This is a genomic window from Amaricoccus tamworthensis (assembly GCF_049800875.1).
Lineage (GTDB): Bacteria > Pseudomonadota > Alphaproteobacteria > Rhodobacterales > Rhodobacteraceae > Amaricoccus > Amaricoccus tamworthensis.
This window is the reverse complement of sequence record NZ_JBNAFV010000012.1, coordinates 136,986-152,919: the sequence shown is the minus strand read 5'-3', so window position 1 is coordinate 152,919 and position 15,934 is coordinate 136,986. Positions and strand designations below refer to the sequence as shown.

The 15,934-nt window shown below is 59.1% G+C and carries 17 protein-coding genes; 7 read left to right on the top strand and 10 right to left on the bottom strand.

The window, feature by feature from the left end:
* Positions 1–76 precede the first annotated feature (76 nt).
* A protein-coding gene (locus ACP15P_RS17010) for an IS5 family transposase (RefSeq protein WP_424929249.1) occupies positions 77–843 on the top strand; the annotation gives its coding sequence in 2 pieces (ribosomal slippage) (positions 77–401 and positions 401–843; 768 coding nt in all).
* On the opposite strand, the gene ACP15P_RS17005 is transcribed toward ACP15P_RS17010, so the two are convergent.
* Complete coding sequence (locus tag ACP15P_RS17005) at positions 825–1,061, bottom strand: helix-turn-helix domain-containing protein (protein WP_424929654.1); 237 nt, start codon at positions 1,059–1,061, stop codon at positions 825–827. The two genes, ACP15P_RS17010 and ACP15P_RS17005, sit on opposite strands and share 19 nt — an antisense overlap.
* Before the next feature lie 4 nt (positions 1,062–1,065).
* Between ACP15P_RS17005 and ACP15P_RS17000 the strand changes: the two genes are divergently transcribed.
* Positions 1,066–1,698 carry an MFS transporter gene (locus ACP15P_RS17000; RefSeq protein WP_424929653.1) on the top strand — a complete coding sequence of 211 codons (633 nt, stop codon included), beginning with the start codon at positions 1,066–1,068 and terminating at the stop codon, positions 1,696–1,698.
* Between the two features lie 33 nt (positions 1,699–1,731).
* On the opposite strand, the gene kduD is transcribed toward ACP15P_RS17000, so the two are convergent.
* Genes kduD through ACP15P_RS16985 form a run of 3 tightly spaced genes read right to left on the bottom strand, consistent with a single transcriptional unit; the run spans position 1,732 to position 4,118 of the window.
* Complete coding sequence (gene kduD / locus ACP15P_RS16995; protein ID WP_424929652.1) at positions 1,732–2,475, bottom strand: 2-dehydro-3-deoxy-D-gluconate 5-dehydrogenase KduD; 744 nt, start codon at positions 2,473–2,475, stop codon at positions 1,732–1,734.
* Positions 2,472–3,308, bottom strand: a complete 837-nt coding sequence (gene kduI / locus ACP15P_RS16990) for a 5-dehydro-4-deoxy-D-glucuronate isomerase (RefSeq protein WP_424929651.1) — start codon at positions 3,306–3,308, stop codon at positions 2,472–2,474. Before kduI ends, kduD begins: the two co-directional genes overlap by 4 nt.
* Before the next feature lie 39 nt (positions 3,309–3,347).
* Positions 3,348–4,118, bottom strand: coding sequence for a GntR family transcriptional regulator (locus ACP15P_RS16985; protein ID WP_424929650.1), 771 nt, complete (start codon positions 4,116–4,118; stop codon positions 3,348–3,350).
* A 439-nt stretch (positions 4,119–4,557) separates the two neighbouring features.
* Between ACP15P_RS16985 and ACP15P_RS16980 the strand changes: the two genes are divergently transcribed.
* The 4 genes from ACP15P_RS16980 (at position 4,558) to ACP15P_RS16965 (ending at position 8,074) form a co-directional block, all read left to right on the top strand.
* Positions 4,558–4,863: a hypothetical protein gene (locus ACP15P_RS16980; RefSeq protein WP_424929649.1), complete on the top strand. Its 306-nt coding sequence runs from the start codon at positions 4,558–4,560 to the stop codon at positions 4,861–4,863.
* A gap of 336 nt (positions 4,864–5,199) precedes the next feature.
* Complete coding sequence (dgcN, locus tag ACP15P_RS16975) at positions 5,200–6,195, top strand: N-acetyltransferase DgcN (protein ID WP_424929648.1); 996 nt, start codon at positions 5,200–5,202, stop codon at positions 6,193–6,195.
* The gene (gene dgcA, locus ACP15P_RS16970) at positions 6,192–7,157 is read left to right on the top strand and encodes an N-acetyl-D-Glu racemase DgcA (RefSeq protein ID WP_424929647.1); all 966 of its coding nucleotides are present in this window, start codon (positions 6,192–6,194) and stop codon (positions 7,155–7,157) included. The genes dgcN and dgcA overlap by 4 nt, the downstream gene beginning before the upstream one ends.
* A gap of 62 nt (positions 7,158–7,219) precedes the next feature.
* Entirely contained in the window at positions 7,220–8,074 is an 855-nt protein-coding gene (locus tag ACP15P_RS16965) for a D-amino-acid transaminase (RefSeq protein ID WP_424929646.1), read from the top strand.
* Between the two features lie 16 nt (positions 8,075–8,090).
* Here the strand turns inward: ACP15P_RS16965 and ACP15P_RS16960 are convergent, their stop codons facing one another.
* The 6 genes from ACP15P_RS16960 to ACP15P_RS16935 form a co-directional block, all read right to left on the bottom strand.
* A complete protein-coding gene (locus ACP15P_RS16960; protein WP_424929645.1) occupies positions 8,091–8,474 on the bottom strand; it encodes a VOC family protein in 384 nt (127 codons plus the stop codon).
* A 138-nt stretch (positions 8,475–8,612) separates the two neighbouring features.
* Positions 8,613–9,878 carry a D-amino acid dehydrogenase gene (locus tag ACP15P_RS16955; protein WP_424929644.1) on the bottom strand — a complete coding sequence of 422 codons (1,266 nt, stop codon included), beginning with the start codon at positions 9,876–9,878 and terminating at the stop codon, positions 8,613–8,615.
* A 99-nt stretch (positions 9,879–9,977) separates the two neighbouring features.
* Positions 9,978–10,592, bottom strand: a complete 615-nt coding sequence (locus tag ACP15P_RS16950; RefSeq protein WP_424929643.1) for a pyridoxamine 5'-phosphate oxidase family protein — start codon at positions 10,590–10,592, stop codon at positions 9,978–9,980.
* 51 nt (positions 10,593–10,643) lie between these two features.
* Positions 10,644–11,084, bottom strand: coding sequence for a hypothetical protein (locus ACP15P_RS16945; protein WP_424929642.1), 441 nt, complete (start codon positions 11,082–11,084; stop codon positions 10,644–10,646).
* A gap of 351 nt (positions 11,085–11,435) precedes the next feature.
* Positions 11,436–14,009, bottom strand: coding sequence for a type I DNA topoisomerase (gene topA, locus ACP15P_RS16940; RefSeq protein WP_424929641.1), 2,574 nt, complete (start codon positions 14,007–14,009; stop codon positions 11,436–11,438).
* Positions 14,010–14,327: 318 nt separating this feature from the next.
* Positions 14,328–15,020, bottom strand: coding sequence for a winged helix-turn-helix transcriptional regulator (locus ACP15P_RS16935; RefSeq protein ID WP_424929640.1), 693 nt, complete (start codon positions 15,018–15,020; stop codon positions 14,328–14,330).
* A gap of 93 nt (positions 15,021–15,113) precedes the next feature.
* On the opposite strand from ACP15P_RS16935, the gene ACP15P_RS16930 reads away from it, so the two are divergent.
* Positions 15,114–15,932, top strand: a complete 819-nt coding sequence (locus tag ACP15P_RS16930; RefSeq protein ID WP_424929639.1) for a class I SAM-dependent methyltransferase — start codon at positions 15,114–15,116, stop codon at positions 15,930–15,932.
* Positions 15,933–15,934: the final 2 nt, after the last annotated feature.

Genomic DNA, 15,934 nt, shown 5'->3' with positions numbered 1-15,934 from the left:
CTAGGCTCTGTACTCATAAACAGGATTCTCATCGGGCTTTGGGTGTGATTCACTTCTTCAAAACGGAGGTTGGATCATGGCGCGGTTTGATTTGAGCGATGTGGAGTGGCGGATCATCGAACCGCTCTTACCGGACAAGCCTCGCGGGGTGGCGCGGGTGGATGACCGGCGTGTATTGAACGGGATATTCCACATCCTGCGCACCGGTTCGCCCTGGCGCGATCTGCCCGAGCGATACGGCCCCTACACCACAGTCTACAACCGCTTCAACCGCTGGGCCAAGGCTGGCGTTTGGGTCAATGTCTTCAATACCTTGGCGGCGCAGTCCCCAGAATCCATGGCTTTCATCGACAGCTCCATCATCCGGGCCCACCAGCACGCGGCGGGCGCAAAAAAGGGGGCGCGGATCACGCCATTGGCCGCTCTCGTGGCGGACTGAGCACCAAGATCAACGCGGTCGTGGACGAGGCGGGTCTGCCGATCCGGCTGTCGATTAGTCCCGGTCAGGCCAGCGACAAGGCGGCGGCCCCTGCCTTGATCGACAGCCTCACGCGAACGGATCATGTCGTGGCCGACCGCGGCTATGACGCGATGGCACTGATCGCGCGGATCGAGGCGCGCGGCGCCGCTGCCCACATTCCGACCCAACGCGACCGAAAGGTCCAGCGATCCGTCGACCGCGCGATCTATCGGCAACGGAACCTGGTGGAGCGATACTTCAACAAGCTCAAGCACTTCCGCCGCATCGCCACCCGTTTCGAGAAACTCGCAGTCACCTATCTCGCGGCCGTCGCCCTTGCTTCAGCCAGACTTTGGACAAGAACTTATGAGTCCACTACATAGTCCCTCCGGTAGCGCGACGGCTGCACCCCTGTCGCGCGCCGGAACATTGCCGCAAAGGACGCCGCACTGTCATAGCCTAGGTCGAACGCGATCCGCCTCTCTTGCTCCCCGGCCACAAGTCGGGAAATGGCGGCCAGCACGCAGGCCCGTGTCCGCCATTTCACAAATGTCAGGCCCACGTTTGCCCGGAAATGCCGTGTGAAGTTCCGCCGGCTCATAAACGTGTATATAACCAACCCCAATTCAAGCATCCGGGCTTCGTCTGTCACCCGCAAATCAACTCCCATCGCAGCAACCGGCGAGAATGGAGCCGTCAGCCAGCTTGCCATACTCGTCTCGCTGGTCTGTGCCAAATACCTCTATGTCGCCTGCTTTTCGTCATATCTGGTCTTCTACAGCATGGACCGCTTCGCCATGTCGGAAGCATCCGGCCTGGTTGTGCTCTTTGCCTTCCATGCGGCAGTGGCCGGAGGTGGCCTCATCGGCGGATCATTCAGCGACCGCATCGGCACCCGCCCGGTGATTGGATTTTCTTTCTGGGCGGCATTGCCGTTTGCCTTGGCATTCCCGTGGCTCGGCCCCGTCGCTGGTATCGCGGCTGCCCTTCTCGCCGCTACGGTGATTGCCTCGGCCTTTCCCGCCATCGTCGTACACGCCCAAAGCCTGATGCCCGCCCGCATCGGCATGATCTCAGGCATTTTCTACGGCACGGCCTTCGGCGTCGCAGGACTCGGTGCCGCAGCACTGGGCTGGCTTGCTGATGTTACCAGCCTTACCACCATCTTCATCTTGACATCCTTTATGCCCCTAGCTGGCATTCTGACCTTGTTTCTTCGCTCGAACCGGGGGAGATAGGTTGGCATGGTACGGCTGGGAGGAGAAACTTCCCTACCGCGCCAGCCAGCCCCCATCCACCGGCAGCACAACCCCGTGCACATAGTCCGACGCCGCAGACGCGAGGAACGTCACCGCCCCCGAAATCTCCTCGGCTTTACCCCAGTATCCCGCCGGAATGCGCCCCAAAATCGCGGCGTTTCGTTCCGGATCAGCACGCAGTGCCGCGGTGTTGTTCGTCTCGATGTAGCCGGGGGCAATCGCGTTCACATTCACACCCTGACCGGCCCACTCGCAGGCCAGAAGCCGCGTCAGCCCCGCCGCGCCACTCTTGGAAGCCGTATAGGACGGAATGCGGATACCACCCTGAAACGACAGCAGTGACGCGATGTTGATGATTTTCCCCGATCCGCGTGGCAGCATATGCCGCGCCACCGCCTGGCTGAGGAAAAACAGTGACTTAAGGTTGACGTTTATCACGTCGTCCCAGTCCTGTTCCGTGAAATCAATCGCATCGTCGCGCCGGATGATGCCCGCATTGTTCACCAGAATATCGATCTGACCCGACCAGGCCAGCGTCTCGTCCACGATTCTTTGGATCGGCTCTGTCGTGCTCAGATCCGCACGGATTTCCAGGCTCTCACCGTCTATCGCCGCCCGCGTTTCCGCCATGTCGGAGCGCCCAACCAGAGCCACTTTCGCGCCAGCCTGCGCGAGGCCCACGGCGATGGCCTGACCAATACCCGTGTTGGCGCCCGTGACGATTGCGGTTTTGCCTGTCAGGTCAAACGGGTTCATCGCAGATCCTCCATCGCCACAAAATCCATATCCGTGAAGTCCTGGTTGTCACCCGCCATCGACCAGATGAAGGAGTAAATTCCGGTTCCCGCACCGCTATGGATCGACCACCCCGGCGACAGGACGGCTTGTTCATTCGCAACAACGAGATGTCGCGTCTCGGTCGGCTCTCCCATGAAGTGAAACACCCGTGTCGCAGCCTCCATGTTAAAATAGAGATACACCTCCGAGCGGCGGTCATGCGTGTGGCAGGGCATGGTGTTCCAGATGCTGCCGTCGGAAATTGCCGTCATTCCCATGACAAGCTGACAGGTGTCCACCACGTCCGGGTGAATGTACTGGCGCAGTACCCGCACATTCGCGTCGCTCTGTTGCCCCAGATCATGCCGGATCGCGTCCTCAGCCGTTATCTTGCGCATGGCGTGCCGGTGATGGGCTGGCGCACTAACGAGATAGAACCGCGCGGGAGATGCCGCGTCCGCGCTCAGAAACCGCACTGATTTGCAGCCCATAGGCACGTAAAGGCAATCCGTCGCCGCCATGTCCACGGCTTCGCCATCGACCTCGATACTTCCTGCGCCTGCGATGCAAAAAACGCCCATTTCTCGTCGGTCAAGGAAGTTCGGGTTTCCAACCGGCTTTGGTGCGGGCAAATCGACACTGCTCTCCAAAGGCACCACGCCGCCGACAATCGTCCGGTCGATATGCGAATAGGTCATCCGGATTTCACCCGGCGCGAACAGATCCTCCAGCAGATAATTCTGACGAAGTTCGCCGGTGTCGTAGCCCTTCGTTTCAGTCGGGCTACTGACCTGGATGGTTCTGATGTTCATGGTTGCCTTTCCGCGACGAACCGGCGCCGCTCCCCCGTGTTAAATCTGTTTTTCGATGTCGCGGTCGTGAATGAAATAGTCGGGCCACATTTCCTGGAAGACCTGAATGTCCAGTTGAAGCTTATCGAGATGCGTTTCCATCGCCTGCCCCGCCGCGTCCGGGTCGCCTGACTCCATCGCGTCAACGATGTCGCCGTGCTCGGCCACGATAAGGTCCATGCGCCCCTCAAGAGGCAGGGTCAGTTGCCGATAGCGGTCCACCTGCAGCTTGATTTGCTGGATCAGGTCCCAGATGCCGGGATACCCGGCTGCCTCGGCGATGGAGGCATGAAAATCCTCATCTGCTCTGTGAAACCGCTCGAGGTCGCCACCCGCCGCAATCTGCCTCTGTCGGTCCAGCATGGCTCGAAATTCCGTGACACGGTTCGGCGTGGCCAGTTCGACCGCCCGTTTCGTGTTTAAAACTTCAAGAGCGCGCCGTGCGACAATCGCCTCTACGAGCGACGAGATCGGTATGCGTCCGACAAACGTCCCGGATTTCGGTACAATTTCGACGAGTTTTTCCTTGGCGAGCCTGAGGATCGCCTCACGCACCGGGGTGCGGCTGACCCCGTGTTCCGCCGCCACGCGGCTCTCGGAAATCGGATCCCCGGGCCTTAGACGCATGGTCACAATCGCTTCGTGCAGGTCCTGATACAGCAGGTTTGCGCTGGTCCTGCCAACGGCGTCCGTGAACCGGGCCGGCCCCTTTGGTGGCTGGCTGGGGGCCCGTGGTCTTCGAGTGGGGTGCGCGGCAGTTGGTTTCCTCACGGGCGTCCCCCATGAGGTTGAATCAGGGTAACTTCATTCCCTGTTTTCATCCTTTATCACTACGGCGATTGGTACCCAATTTCCGTTCCCACCCAATTTGGCCCCGAACCAGTTTCGGTCACGGGATATTTGGATTATCTAATATACAAGATAAGGGCAAAAGCAATAGATTGGCGAAGGGTGACAAGCGAAACGCCCGGCAGACGCCACTCTTCGACGCCTCCAAACCATTCCAACGTTTCGAAACTTACTGCGATTTTTGCTCTTTCATCGGTCGCGCCGTTCCCCGGGCAAGGCCGGAAAATCATGCCAAATACGGGAATGCCACAATTAGAAAACCGTCACAAAAAAATGTCTGTTCCTGTTAACTTCTCCGTGCTTCCATTCAAATCGAGGCGCTGCAGATTCGCTGCGGTGCGGGATAGTTGGAGGACCCGAGATGACGCATCCTGGACACGGCAACTGGCAGACCGGCCCCGTTGTTTTGGAGAAACGCGTCGGCGCGGGCATGTCCCTGCGTACGGGACGGGACAGCTTTCGCATCCTTGATCTTGGCGAGGACGACTGCGTGATCGAAGCATGTGATGGCGGACCAGAGCGCGGTTTTGCGCAGATCTATGACGGCAACAACCTGCTCGCTCATTGCCTCATTGTTGTCAGTGATCCTTCCGGTGACGTCATGCGTTGTGCTTTCAAACGTCGCACTCCGGCCCGCGACCTGCCGCCGCGGGATTTTGCTGTCTAATCTGACGGTTTTCAGAAACCAACGGGTTCTTCTTCGCTGCCGGCATCGTCGTCGCGCAGCGGTCGTTTAGGACATGTGGCCGCCGTTGGATTCTTCCTTGAGATATTCAGGAAATTTGACGACGGTTTGCTGCTCGGGAGGCCAGAGCAAATTTTGCCTTTTTTGACGAAGAAATTGACGCGTCTGTTACTCTGAGCCGCAGAATTTTGCGCACTAACCGCTTCCGACGCTCGATCTTCGGCAAATTTCAGGAACCTTCCGCCGCATTCGCGATGTAATTGTCCACGTCATCCGTTAGGAATGCTTAACGCAATGACACAGGCAGGGGGCCAAATCATGATCGCTTCACCATATCTTCTCTTCCTTGGCGACGCTCCGGATCCCCTTGCGGCAAAAGTGGCGCAGGGTATCAAGGACTGGCGCCCCGAGGCCGCAGTCGGACAGTACCGCATGGAAGGCTGCAAGGCGAATATGGGTCTGAAGGACATGAGTATCGAGGAAGCTGCCGCTGCCGGTGCCAAAACCCTTGTGGTTGGGGTGGCGAACCGCGGCGGCGTGATCTCGGCCTCCTGGATAAAGGTGTTGGTTGAAGCAATGAATGCCGGAATGGATATTGCTTCGGGCCTGCACAATCTACTGCGCGACGAACCGCAGCTTATTGCAACATCCATGACCACGGGCCGTACGCTCCATGACGTGCGAGTCCCTGGCGCACAGTTTCCGATCGGCAACGGCAAGCACCGCTCCGGCAGACGCCTGTTGGCCGTGGGCACGGACTGCTCGGTGGGGAAAATGTACACTGGCATGGCCATTGAGCGTGAGATGGTCAAACGCGGAATGAAGGCGACCTTCCGTCCGACCGGCCAGACCGGAATTCTTATCACCGGACACGGAGTGCCGCTCGACGCGGTTGTCGCAGACTTCATGGCCGGGTCCATCGAATGGCTGACCCCGGACAACGACCCCGACCACTGGGATGTAATTGAAGGGCAGGGCAGCCTGTTCCATGCCTCCTATTCCGGTGTGACCATGGCGCTCATTCACGGCGGCCAGCCCGATGCGCTTGTGCTCTGCCATGAGCCGACCCGCCCACACATGCGTGGGCTGCCGGACTACAAACTGCCATCACTGGAGGACCTGCGCGACCTCTCGCTCACAATGGCCCGTATCGTCAGCCCGGACGTCTACGTCGCAGGCATTTCCGTGAACACCGCCGCCCTGACCGAAGATGAGGCGCATAAATATTTGCAGGAAACCGAGGACCGGATGGGTTTGCCCGCGGTCGATCCTTACCGTCACGGTGCCGAACGCCTTGTGGATGCGCTCAAATGAAAATCACCGTCACCGAGGACGTCTTCCCTCTGGCACGTGCTTTTACGATCAGTCGTGGCTCCAAGACCGAGGCCCGGGTGATCACCGCCACCATCGAGGATGGCGGTTTCACCGGCCGTGGCGAGGGGTTGCCTTATCCGCGCTATAACGAAACCGTTCAGTCCGCCGCTGAACTCATCAATGGTCTGCCGTCTTGTGTAACCCGTGAAAGCCTGCAGGACCTCCTTCCAGGCGGGGCCGCCCGCGCGGCCGTCGATGGGGCTTTCTGGGATCTGGAAGCCAAACGGTCCGGCAAACGTGTCTGGCAACTGGCTGGACTTCCCGATCCGAAACCGGTGACCACGGCTTACACCCTGTCGCTCGAGGATCCGGCTACAATGCGTGAGCAGGCTGCCCAAAATGCCTGGCGTCCACTCCTTAAGATCAAACTCGGCGGCGAGGGCGGTATCGCCCGTCTGGAAGCGGTGCGCGAAGGTGCACCCAGGCCCCGCATCATCATTGATGCCAACGAGGGCTGGACTGCGGAAAGCTACAGCGAAATGGCTCCGGCGCTTATCAGACTGGGCGTGGAGATGGTCGAGCAGCCACTGCCGGCCGGAGACGATGATGCCCTGGGTGACCTCGATCGTGTCCTGCCCGTATGCGCCGATGAAAGCTGCCATGACCGCGCATCGCTTGCGGATTTGCGCGGAAAATATGACATGATAAACATTAAACTGGACAAAACCGGTGGCTTGACCGAAGCGCTTGCACTGCGCGCCGCTGCCGAAGCGGACGGCTTCAAGGTCATGGTGGGCTGTATGGTCGAATCCAGCCTTTCCATCGCCCCTGCCGTTCTCGTGGCCCAGGGCGTCGACGTCGTTGATCTGGACGCACCCCTTTTGCTCGGGGCCGACCGCCGTCATGCCCTGAAATTCGATGATGCGGGCCTCCACCCCTCAACTCCGGAATTATGGGGCTGAACGCCAGATCCTGTCACTAAACACACGCCGATTGAGGCGGCTGATATGAAAGGCCACGCAACATGACCCGCACCGTCTACGTCAACGGCGACTACCTTCCCGAAACCGACGCTAAAATCTCAATCTTTGATCGCGGCTTCCTTATGGCCGATGCGGTCTATGAGGTGACAAGCGTCCTCGACGGCAAACTCATCGACTTCGCCGGCCACATGACCCGTCTTCACCGGTCCCTTTCGGAACTCGACATGGATGCCCCGGTAACCGACGCGGAGCTTGAGGCGATCCATCGCGAACTCATCAACCGCAATGACCTGACCGAGGGCGGTATCTATCTCCAGGTCACCCGTGGTGCCGCCGACAGGGATTTTGTTTTCCCGGAAAACGCCACACCCAGCCTCGTCCTGTTCACGCAGGCAAAACCCATCATCGACGCTCCCGCCGCCAGAACCGGCATCCGCGTCATTTCCATCCCCGACATCCGCTGGGGTCGGCGGGACATCAAGACCGTGCAGCTTTTGGCCCCGTCCCTCGGGAAAATGCAGGCAAAGAAAGCCGGTTGCGATGACGCCTGGCAGATCGAGGACGGCTACGTCACTGAGGGTACCTCGAACAATGCATACATCGTTGATGAGCACGGCACGCTCATCACCCGCGATCTGTCCAACGCCATCCTGCACGGTATCACCCGCGCCGCCGTCCTGCGCTATGCGCGAGAGCATCAGGTTCGTGTGGAGGAGCGCTCCTTCACCATTGAAGAGGCCAAAAACGCGGCTGAGGCTTTCATAACATCAGCCTCAACCTTCGTCATGCCGGTGGTGGAGATTGATGGTACTAAAATCGGTGCCGGCGAACCCGGGCCGACAGCCAAACGTCTCCGCGAGATCTATATTGAGGAAAGCCTCAAGGCCGCGGTCTGACCGCCGCGGCCGCCTCTCATTCCGGCATGTGGCAAACGGCCTCGATATTGTTCCCATCCGGGTCCAGCACAAACGCACCATAGTAATTCTCATGGTAGTGTGGCCGCGGTCCCGGGCCGCCATTGTCCGTCCCGCCGGCGGCAATCGCGGCCTCGTAAAACGCATCCACCTCACCCCGGTCGCGCGCGGAGAAGGCAAAATGCATCGGCGGCCTCTGCACCTCTCCCTCGGTCAGCCAAAACACCGGCTGCTCGCGACCAAATCCACCAACCGCAACCCCACCCGTATGCTCCAGCGGCACCTGCATCAAAAACGCGCCGCCCAAAGGCTTCAGCGCCGCCTCGTAAAACGCCTTCGACTTACTGAAGTCGCTGACACTGATCCCCGAATGATCGATCATTTAATATCTCCCTGACTGTCCATCTCATGATCGCATGTAGCCCTGACAGATTGTGTCAGGAGCGTTCATCATTCCCATCCCTGGTTCAGTCAGCTTGCCGGCTATGGAAAGAAGTATGAGATGGCACCGACCAAAATTCTAAAATCCCGTCCGCCGGTACCGTTCAGCCGTCAGGCCGTCGAAGGATATTTCAGGCTCGTGTTCAGTGACCAGATCGGCAACGGCGCGGCTGGATCCGCAGGCCATTGTCCAGCCGAGAGTACCGTGGCCGGTGTTGAGGAAAAGGTTGGAGTATTGCGTCCCGCCCAGGACCGGTGTGCCGTCTGGTGTCATTGGGCGGAGGCCGGTCCAGCCTTCGGCCTTTGATACGTCGCCACCCCTGGGGAAGAGGTCGCTCACCACATGTCTTACGGTATCTGTGGCGTGCGCCCCGAGTTTTTTGTTGAAGCCGATGATTTCGGCCTGCCCAGCTACACGGATTCTCTCACCGAGGCGGGTGATGGCCACCTTATGGGTTTCGTCCATGATGGTGGACGCCGGAGCCGCGTCTGAATCAGTCACGGGCAGGGTGATGGAATAGCCCTTGATCGGGTAAATGGGCACGCGGACGCCGACGGTGGCAAGTATCTGCGTGGCATAGGGGCCCATGCAGCAGACGTAGCGTTCCGCTTTCAGAAGTCCGCGATCGGTCCGAACCCCTGTGATCCTGTTATTCCGGCGTTCAAATGCCCTGATGGTTTCGCCGTAGTGAAAATCGACGCCCATCTCCTCGCATTTTTGGGCGAGGGCGAGTGTGAACATCCGGCAGTCACCTGTCCGGTCGGCGGTAAGACGCAGGCCTCCTACGAATTTGTCCTTCACATGCGCAAGGCCCGGTTCGGCCTCGAGACAGCCCTCGCGGTCCAGAACCTCAAACGGAGAATTGTAGTCGGCCAGCACCTTTTGGTCGGCCTTTGAACCCTTGAGTTGTTTCTCGGTGCGAAAGAGTTGAAGCGTGCCCTTCTCGCGCATGTCGAACTCAAGTGGCACTTCGTCCATCAGGTCGGTCAAGGCATCGCGGCTGTAGTTGGATATCCGAACCATGCGGCCCTTGTTACGCGCGTAGGCGGTTTCGTTGCAGTTGGCGAGCATTCTGGTGCACCAGGCCCACATCGGTGGGCTGATCAGCGGCCAGATGAACAGGGGGCGGTGGCGCATGAACAGCCACTTGATGGCTTTTTGCGGAATACCCGGCGCAGCCCATGGCGACGTCATGCCATACGACAGCTCGCCCGCGTTGGCGAAGCTGGTTTCCATGCCGGGACCCGCCTGACGATCGAGAACAGTTACCTCCGCGCCCCGTTTTGCAAGGTAATACGCGGTCGTCACGCCGATCACACCGGCGCCCAGTACGATGACTTTCATGTGCTCTCCGTCGCTGCCGTTCCAAAGCACTCTAGGCAGGACGGAGGTAAAACGGCAACCAGGTAGTGAGCCTGGATGGACAGCCTGGCTAAAACCGCTTCAGTACAGGGTTCTTGCCTGGCGGTCGGGCAGTTCGGCATCATATGCGATCGCGTCGAAGGCATCGAATGCCGATTTGGTCATCTCGCCCGCGCTGGGCAGCGACCCGCGGTCGCGATGCAGCGCAGGGTCCCAAAGGCCGGAACGGATAAGGGCGCGGGCGCACTGGAAGTACACCTCGTTTATCGTTACGAGGATGACACAGGTGGGTGGAATCCCGTCCACTTCAAAACGTGCGGTCAGATCCGGGTCGGTGCAAAGAACGGCTGTGCCATTAATGCGAATGCATTCGTTGACGCCGGGGATTAGGAACAGAATGGCACAGCGCGGATCGTTCACGAGATTGCGCAGCGTATCGAGACGGCGGTTACCGCGGCGGTCCGGAATGGCGACCGTCCGGTCGTCAATCACGGTGACCGCAGCACCACGGTCGCCACGGGGAGAACAGTCCAGACCTTCCGGTCCGCAGGATGCAAGGGCAATAAACGGCGCGGCCTCAATCATCCGTCGGTAGGCTGGCGTGAGCGCGTCCGAGACCTTTTTGAGCGACGTATCCCCGGGAGAGCCGTACAGGGACGTCAGCTGATCAAGCGTCGTAATGGTGTGGCCGGTCATGGTATAAAGCCCCGTATTACCTTCGATATTGGGTTACAGGGCCCTGGCGGATTAGTACACGCCGGATTCGATAAGTTTGAGCCGGGGTTTGTGGCGCGTACGGTAAATGTGCCGTGCCAGCATGGCTGCAAGCCCGGTCAACCAGCCCGCATCAATATCCACCTGGTCCGTCAGGAGACTTTTGCCACCGGTTTCAGTGATCCTTACCGTGTGCCGCCAGCTTTTGATCCCGGCGCCCTCCTCGCATGTACGCAGGACCATACGGGTTTCATCGCATTCCAGAATTTCGATGTTGTAGGGCCGCTTCGGAAAAATGCCAAAGAGCGAAATCATGACGCTGACTTTTTGCCCCGCCTGAAAACGGCCATGGGGCAGTCCGTCGAATTCGACATTTCCTTGGGCCACCTGGCGAAGGGCGTCGTAATCCGTTGCAAGCGCCCAAAGCCGTGTGGCGGACGCGGGATAGTCATTTTTGATAAGCACTGAACGCATGAAAATACTCCGGGAAAACCCTAAAACAAATTACTTCGCGGCCAGCGGGACTAACGATTCTGAATGTCGTTCTGGAGCCTTCATTTCATTGTTCCCGTCGACCAGCACAGGCACGGCAGCCTGCAATCAATGTGAATAAAATTTTATTCAACTATGACGATAGCCGAAAATTTGCGGATCACCAATAAATTATCCACAGCCGAAAGCGCGTTGCGCGATTTTTCGGCATTTTGGAAACACGCATCGAACGCCACTGACGTATCGCTTGACGAGTGCACTGCAAAGGAACACGGGCATAGGGCACGTGTCCGCGCCCCGCGAAACAGGTCGGTCAGCACTCCGCCGACAGGGTTATTCAGCTGCCTTTTTTGGAGTGGCCTTCTTCTTTGCCGGTGCTTTTTTCCTGGCGGCCGGCTTCTTCTTTGCAGCAGTTTTTTTCTTTGGTTTCTTGGCGTTAATCAGCTCAACCGCCTGATCCAGGGTAACGCTGTCCTTGTCCATCTCATCGGGAAGGGTCGCGTTGGTTTTCTCCCATTTGACATAAGGACCATAACGCCCGTCGTAGACGCCGATGACGCCGCCATCGGGATGCTCACCCAGTTCGCGTAGTGGCTTTGCGGCGGCACGACCACGTCCGGGACCACGGGCAACTTTTTCCGCAATCAGCTCCACCGCACGGTTCATGCCGATGGTGAATACCTCTTCAGGGTCCTTGATATTGGCGTAGGTCTTGCCGTGTTTGACGTAAGGACCGAATCGCCCAAGGTTCGCCTCGATCTTCTCGCCGTCCTCCGGATGCATTCCAATCAGGCGGGGCAGGGAGAGCAGCTCAAGGGCTTTTTCCAGATCAACAGCCGCCGGGTCCATGCCTTTGGGAATGGAGGACCGCTTGGGTTTCGGTGTTTCCTCAGTGACCTCTCCAAGCTGCACATAGAGACCGTAGGGACCGACACGCATCGAGACGGGCACACCATCATCATTGTAACCGAGATGCTTGCCATCCGGACCGGCCGCGTCGCCACCGGGAACCTCGCCGGCCAGCGGCCGGGTATAGCGGCATTCGGGGTAGTTGGAGCAGCCGATGAAGGCTCCCCCAGAGCGTGCGGTCCGCATGGAAAGACGTCCCGTTCCACAGGCTTTACACACCCGCGGGGTCGGATCATCCTCCGTGACGGGGAAAAGGTGCGGTTCGAGAACCTCGTTGATCTTTTCCAAAACGTCCGTGATCCGCAGTTCGGTGGTTTCACCCAGTGCAGCGGAAAAATCCTTCCAGAAACTGGACAGCAGTTCTTTCCAGTCCTGATCACCGGTGGTGACCTTGTCCAGATCCTCTTCGAGGTCCGCCGTGAAGTCGTAATCGACGTAGCGCCCGAAATAGTTTTGCAGGAAGGCGATTACCAGACGGCCTTTATCCTGCGGGAACAGGCGGTTGTTCTCCTTGCGGACGTAGTCGCGGTCCTGGATTGTTGTGACAACGGAGGCGTAAGTCGACGGGCGACCAATGCCGAGTTCTTCCATCCGCTTGACCAGAGTGGCCTCGGTGTAACGGTGCGGTGGCTGCGTAAAATGCTGTTCCGGCGTGACCTCCCGGCGTTCGGCAGCCTGACCCTCCGTAATTTGCGGCAGACGGGCATCATCGCCCTCGTCGTCCTGAACATCGTCCCGGCCTTCGGAGTATACCTTCAGGAAGCCGTCGAATTTCAATACCTGACCGGTTGCACGCAGACCGACAGCGTCACCGCCGACAATTTCAACCGTTGTGCGCTCAAAACGGGCAGCCTCCATCTGGCTCGCAACGGAACGTTTCCAGATCAGATCGTAGAGCTTGCGCTGGTCCGCCTCGAGATTTCCCAGGTCGGACGGATGTTTTGACATGTCCGTCGGCCGAATACATTCGTGGGCTTCCTGCGCGTTTTTCGCCTTGTTTTTGTACATGCGCGGGCTTTCCGGCACGTAGCTGTCGCCATAGCGGTCCTTGACCACGTCGCGTGCGGCCATCACGGCCTCAGGTGCCATATCGATACCGTCAGTACGCATGTAGGTGATCAGCCCGGCCTCGTAGAGGCGCTGGGCCGTCGACATGGTCTGACGGGTGCCAAAGCTGAACTTGCGGCTTGCCTCCTGCTGAAGCGTGGAGGTCATGAATGGCGCCGACGGATTGCGACTGGCCGGTTTTGCCTCAACACTCGCAACCTTCAGATCACTTGAGTTGATGGCATTAACCGCAGCAGTGGCGGCGGCCTCGTCACCCAGATCGAACTTGTCCAGCTTTTTGCCGTCCAGCGTGGTCAGGCGCGCGGTGTAGGTCTCGCCCGATGGTGTGGCCAGAATGGCCTTCACCGACCAGTATTCACGTGGCTTGAACGCCTCAATCTCCATCTCGCGCTCAACGATGAGACGCAGGGTCACGGACTGCACTCGGCCGGCCGATTTTGCGCCAGGCAGTTTGCGCCACAGGACGGGAGACAGTTTAAACCCAACGAGATAGTCCAGCGCCCGCCGCGCAAGGTAGGCCTCGACCAGTTCCATGTCGATGTCGCGTGGCTGTTCCATGGCGGTGGTGACAGCATTTTTCGTGATTGCGTTGAAAACAACGCGCTCAACATCGGTGGATTTCTTCACCGCGCGACGTTTGGTCAGCGCTTCAAGCAGGTGCCACGAGATGGCCTCGCCCTCGCGGTCGGGGTCGGTCGCGAGAATGAGCTTGTCGTCGCCCTTAAGGGCCTCCGCAATCGCCCGAACGTGTTTCTGGCTGGCGGAGGCGACCTCCCATTTCATCTCAAAATCGTTATCCGTATCGACTGAGCCATCCTTTGGCGGGAGGTCGCGAACGTGTCCATAGGAGGCCAGAACGGTATAATCCTTACCGAGGTATTTGTTGATGGTTTTTGCCTTGGCGGGCGATTCGACAACAACTACAGCCATTTAACTCTCCACGGGGCAACCCGGACACCGGATGCGCGACGGGCGGTTAAATGATCGTGACAGTAAGGGTTGTCAACCGTCAGCAGAATGCGATCGGCGGCTTCCGGAACGAGGTGACCGTATTTTGCGCAGGTTTCGGGTCGAACGGGTATGGAGGTGCTGGCAACACCAGTAGCGCGAAAATTGCGGGAGAACCAAGGATATGTTCCAGATACAGGCGTTGCCGATGGAACCGTTTGAGAGACCTTTTCTGCTTAACGACAGTGAGCTTGTCGCCTGCGGGGCCCGAAGGGTGTTCGCAGCGGCTGCAAATCGGGTTTAGGCGTTCATCGCCGGTCTTTGTGAAGCGATCCCGGTCAGGGGCGAAAGGTTGAGCCAGTGTATGAATCCGTCGCGCGCCCATCGCTCGCCCAGGACCTCAAGGCGGTCGGACGCGATAGCTGTCGCGACTGTCAGGTCGCCACGGATGATGTAGATAGAGTCCGGAAGCGTGCAGGCGAGGTATAGGTGCACATCGCCACCCGGGTCGCCGACACAGAGTTGGCAATGACCGTCCTCGTTCAAAAACCACCAGAAGCGCTTCGACTCAGGCTGGTCCGTGAGTTCCAGGCGGATGAGGCAGCGCCGCTCTCCAAACGCGTTCGCGTTCGCAGTGCTCTCGATGGTCCAAACGAGCAGGCCAAGGTCGATCTCATGTTCCTTTAGCTCCCGGCGGGTCCAGCGCTGGCCCCAGACGCCGAGAGCCTCCACCACTGGCACGAATTCATGACCAGCGACGGTCAGTTCATAAGCTTCCGGCCCGTTGCCCGTGGTCTTGCGGATAACCCCCTCGCTGACGAGCAATTTCAAACGGCTCGAAAGCAGGGAGGGCGACATCAGCGGCACGCCGCGTTTGAGTTCGGAAAAACGCCGCGGTCCCTGGGCGAGGTCGCGAATGATCAGGGCATTCCAGCGTTCGCAAAACACTTCTGCCGCTTTGGCGACCGGGCAGAACTGGCCCCAGGATTTCATCTCATCCTCCCTTCGCCGGTACAGATCTAGAACTATACCACAAAACCCCCGTGGGTTCATGATGCCTGAACAGTCAGAGGGAGGTCATGTGACATGATTATGGAAATGGATGCGGCCGCTAAAGGACAGGTTTCTGCAAGTGCGGCAGAAATCTACGACCGGTTTTTCGTCCCGGCACTGTTTGGAGAGTGGGGAGAACCGCTCTGCCGCGCGGCGGGGGTGGCGCAGGGAGAGCGGGTACTCGACGTCGCCTGCGGTACCGGCGCGACCACGCGGGCGGCGGCGGAGATAGTTGGTCCTGGCGGCAACGTAACCGGGATCGACCGGAACGACGGCATGCTGGATGTGGCGCGGCAAAACTGCGCGCGACACATGGAGTTTGTGGATGGAATGGCCGAGGCGTTGCCGTTTGAAGACGGCAGCTTTGACCGCGTTCTTTGTCAGTTCGCGCTAATGTTCTTCGAGGATCGTGAAGCGGCATTGCGGGAAATGCGACGTGTGCTTGCGCCAAGAGGCGCAGTGGCGCTCTCAGTCTGGGATCGGGTGGAGACATCAGAGGGTTATGCCGGGATGATCAGCCTCCTTGACCGGATGTTCGGGCGCGAGGTCGCAGATGCCCTGCGCGCACCCTACGTGCTTGGCGACAGGGATGTATTGGCCGGCGTTTTGGCATCCGGTGGATTTAACGATGCGGTTGTTGAGACAAGGGTTGGCACCGCAAGGTTTCAGTCCATTCGGGAATGGGTTCGGATGGACGTGCGGGGCTGGACCCTCGCGGACATGATCGACGAAGATCAGTTCGAGGCGCTCGTGGCCGCAGCGGAGCAGGAGTTTGCTGGACTTGTAGGGTCCGACGGTCGGGTGGCTTTCGATGCGCCCGCCCATCTCGTCACATGGTCGGCGCAGAAGTAATT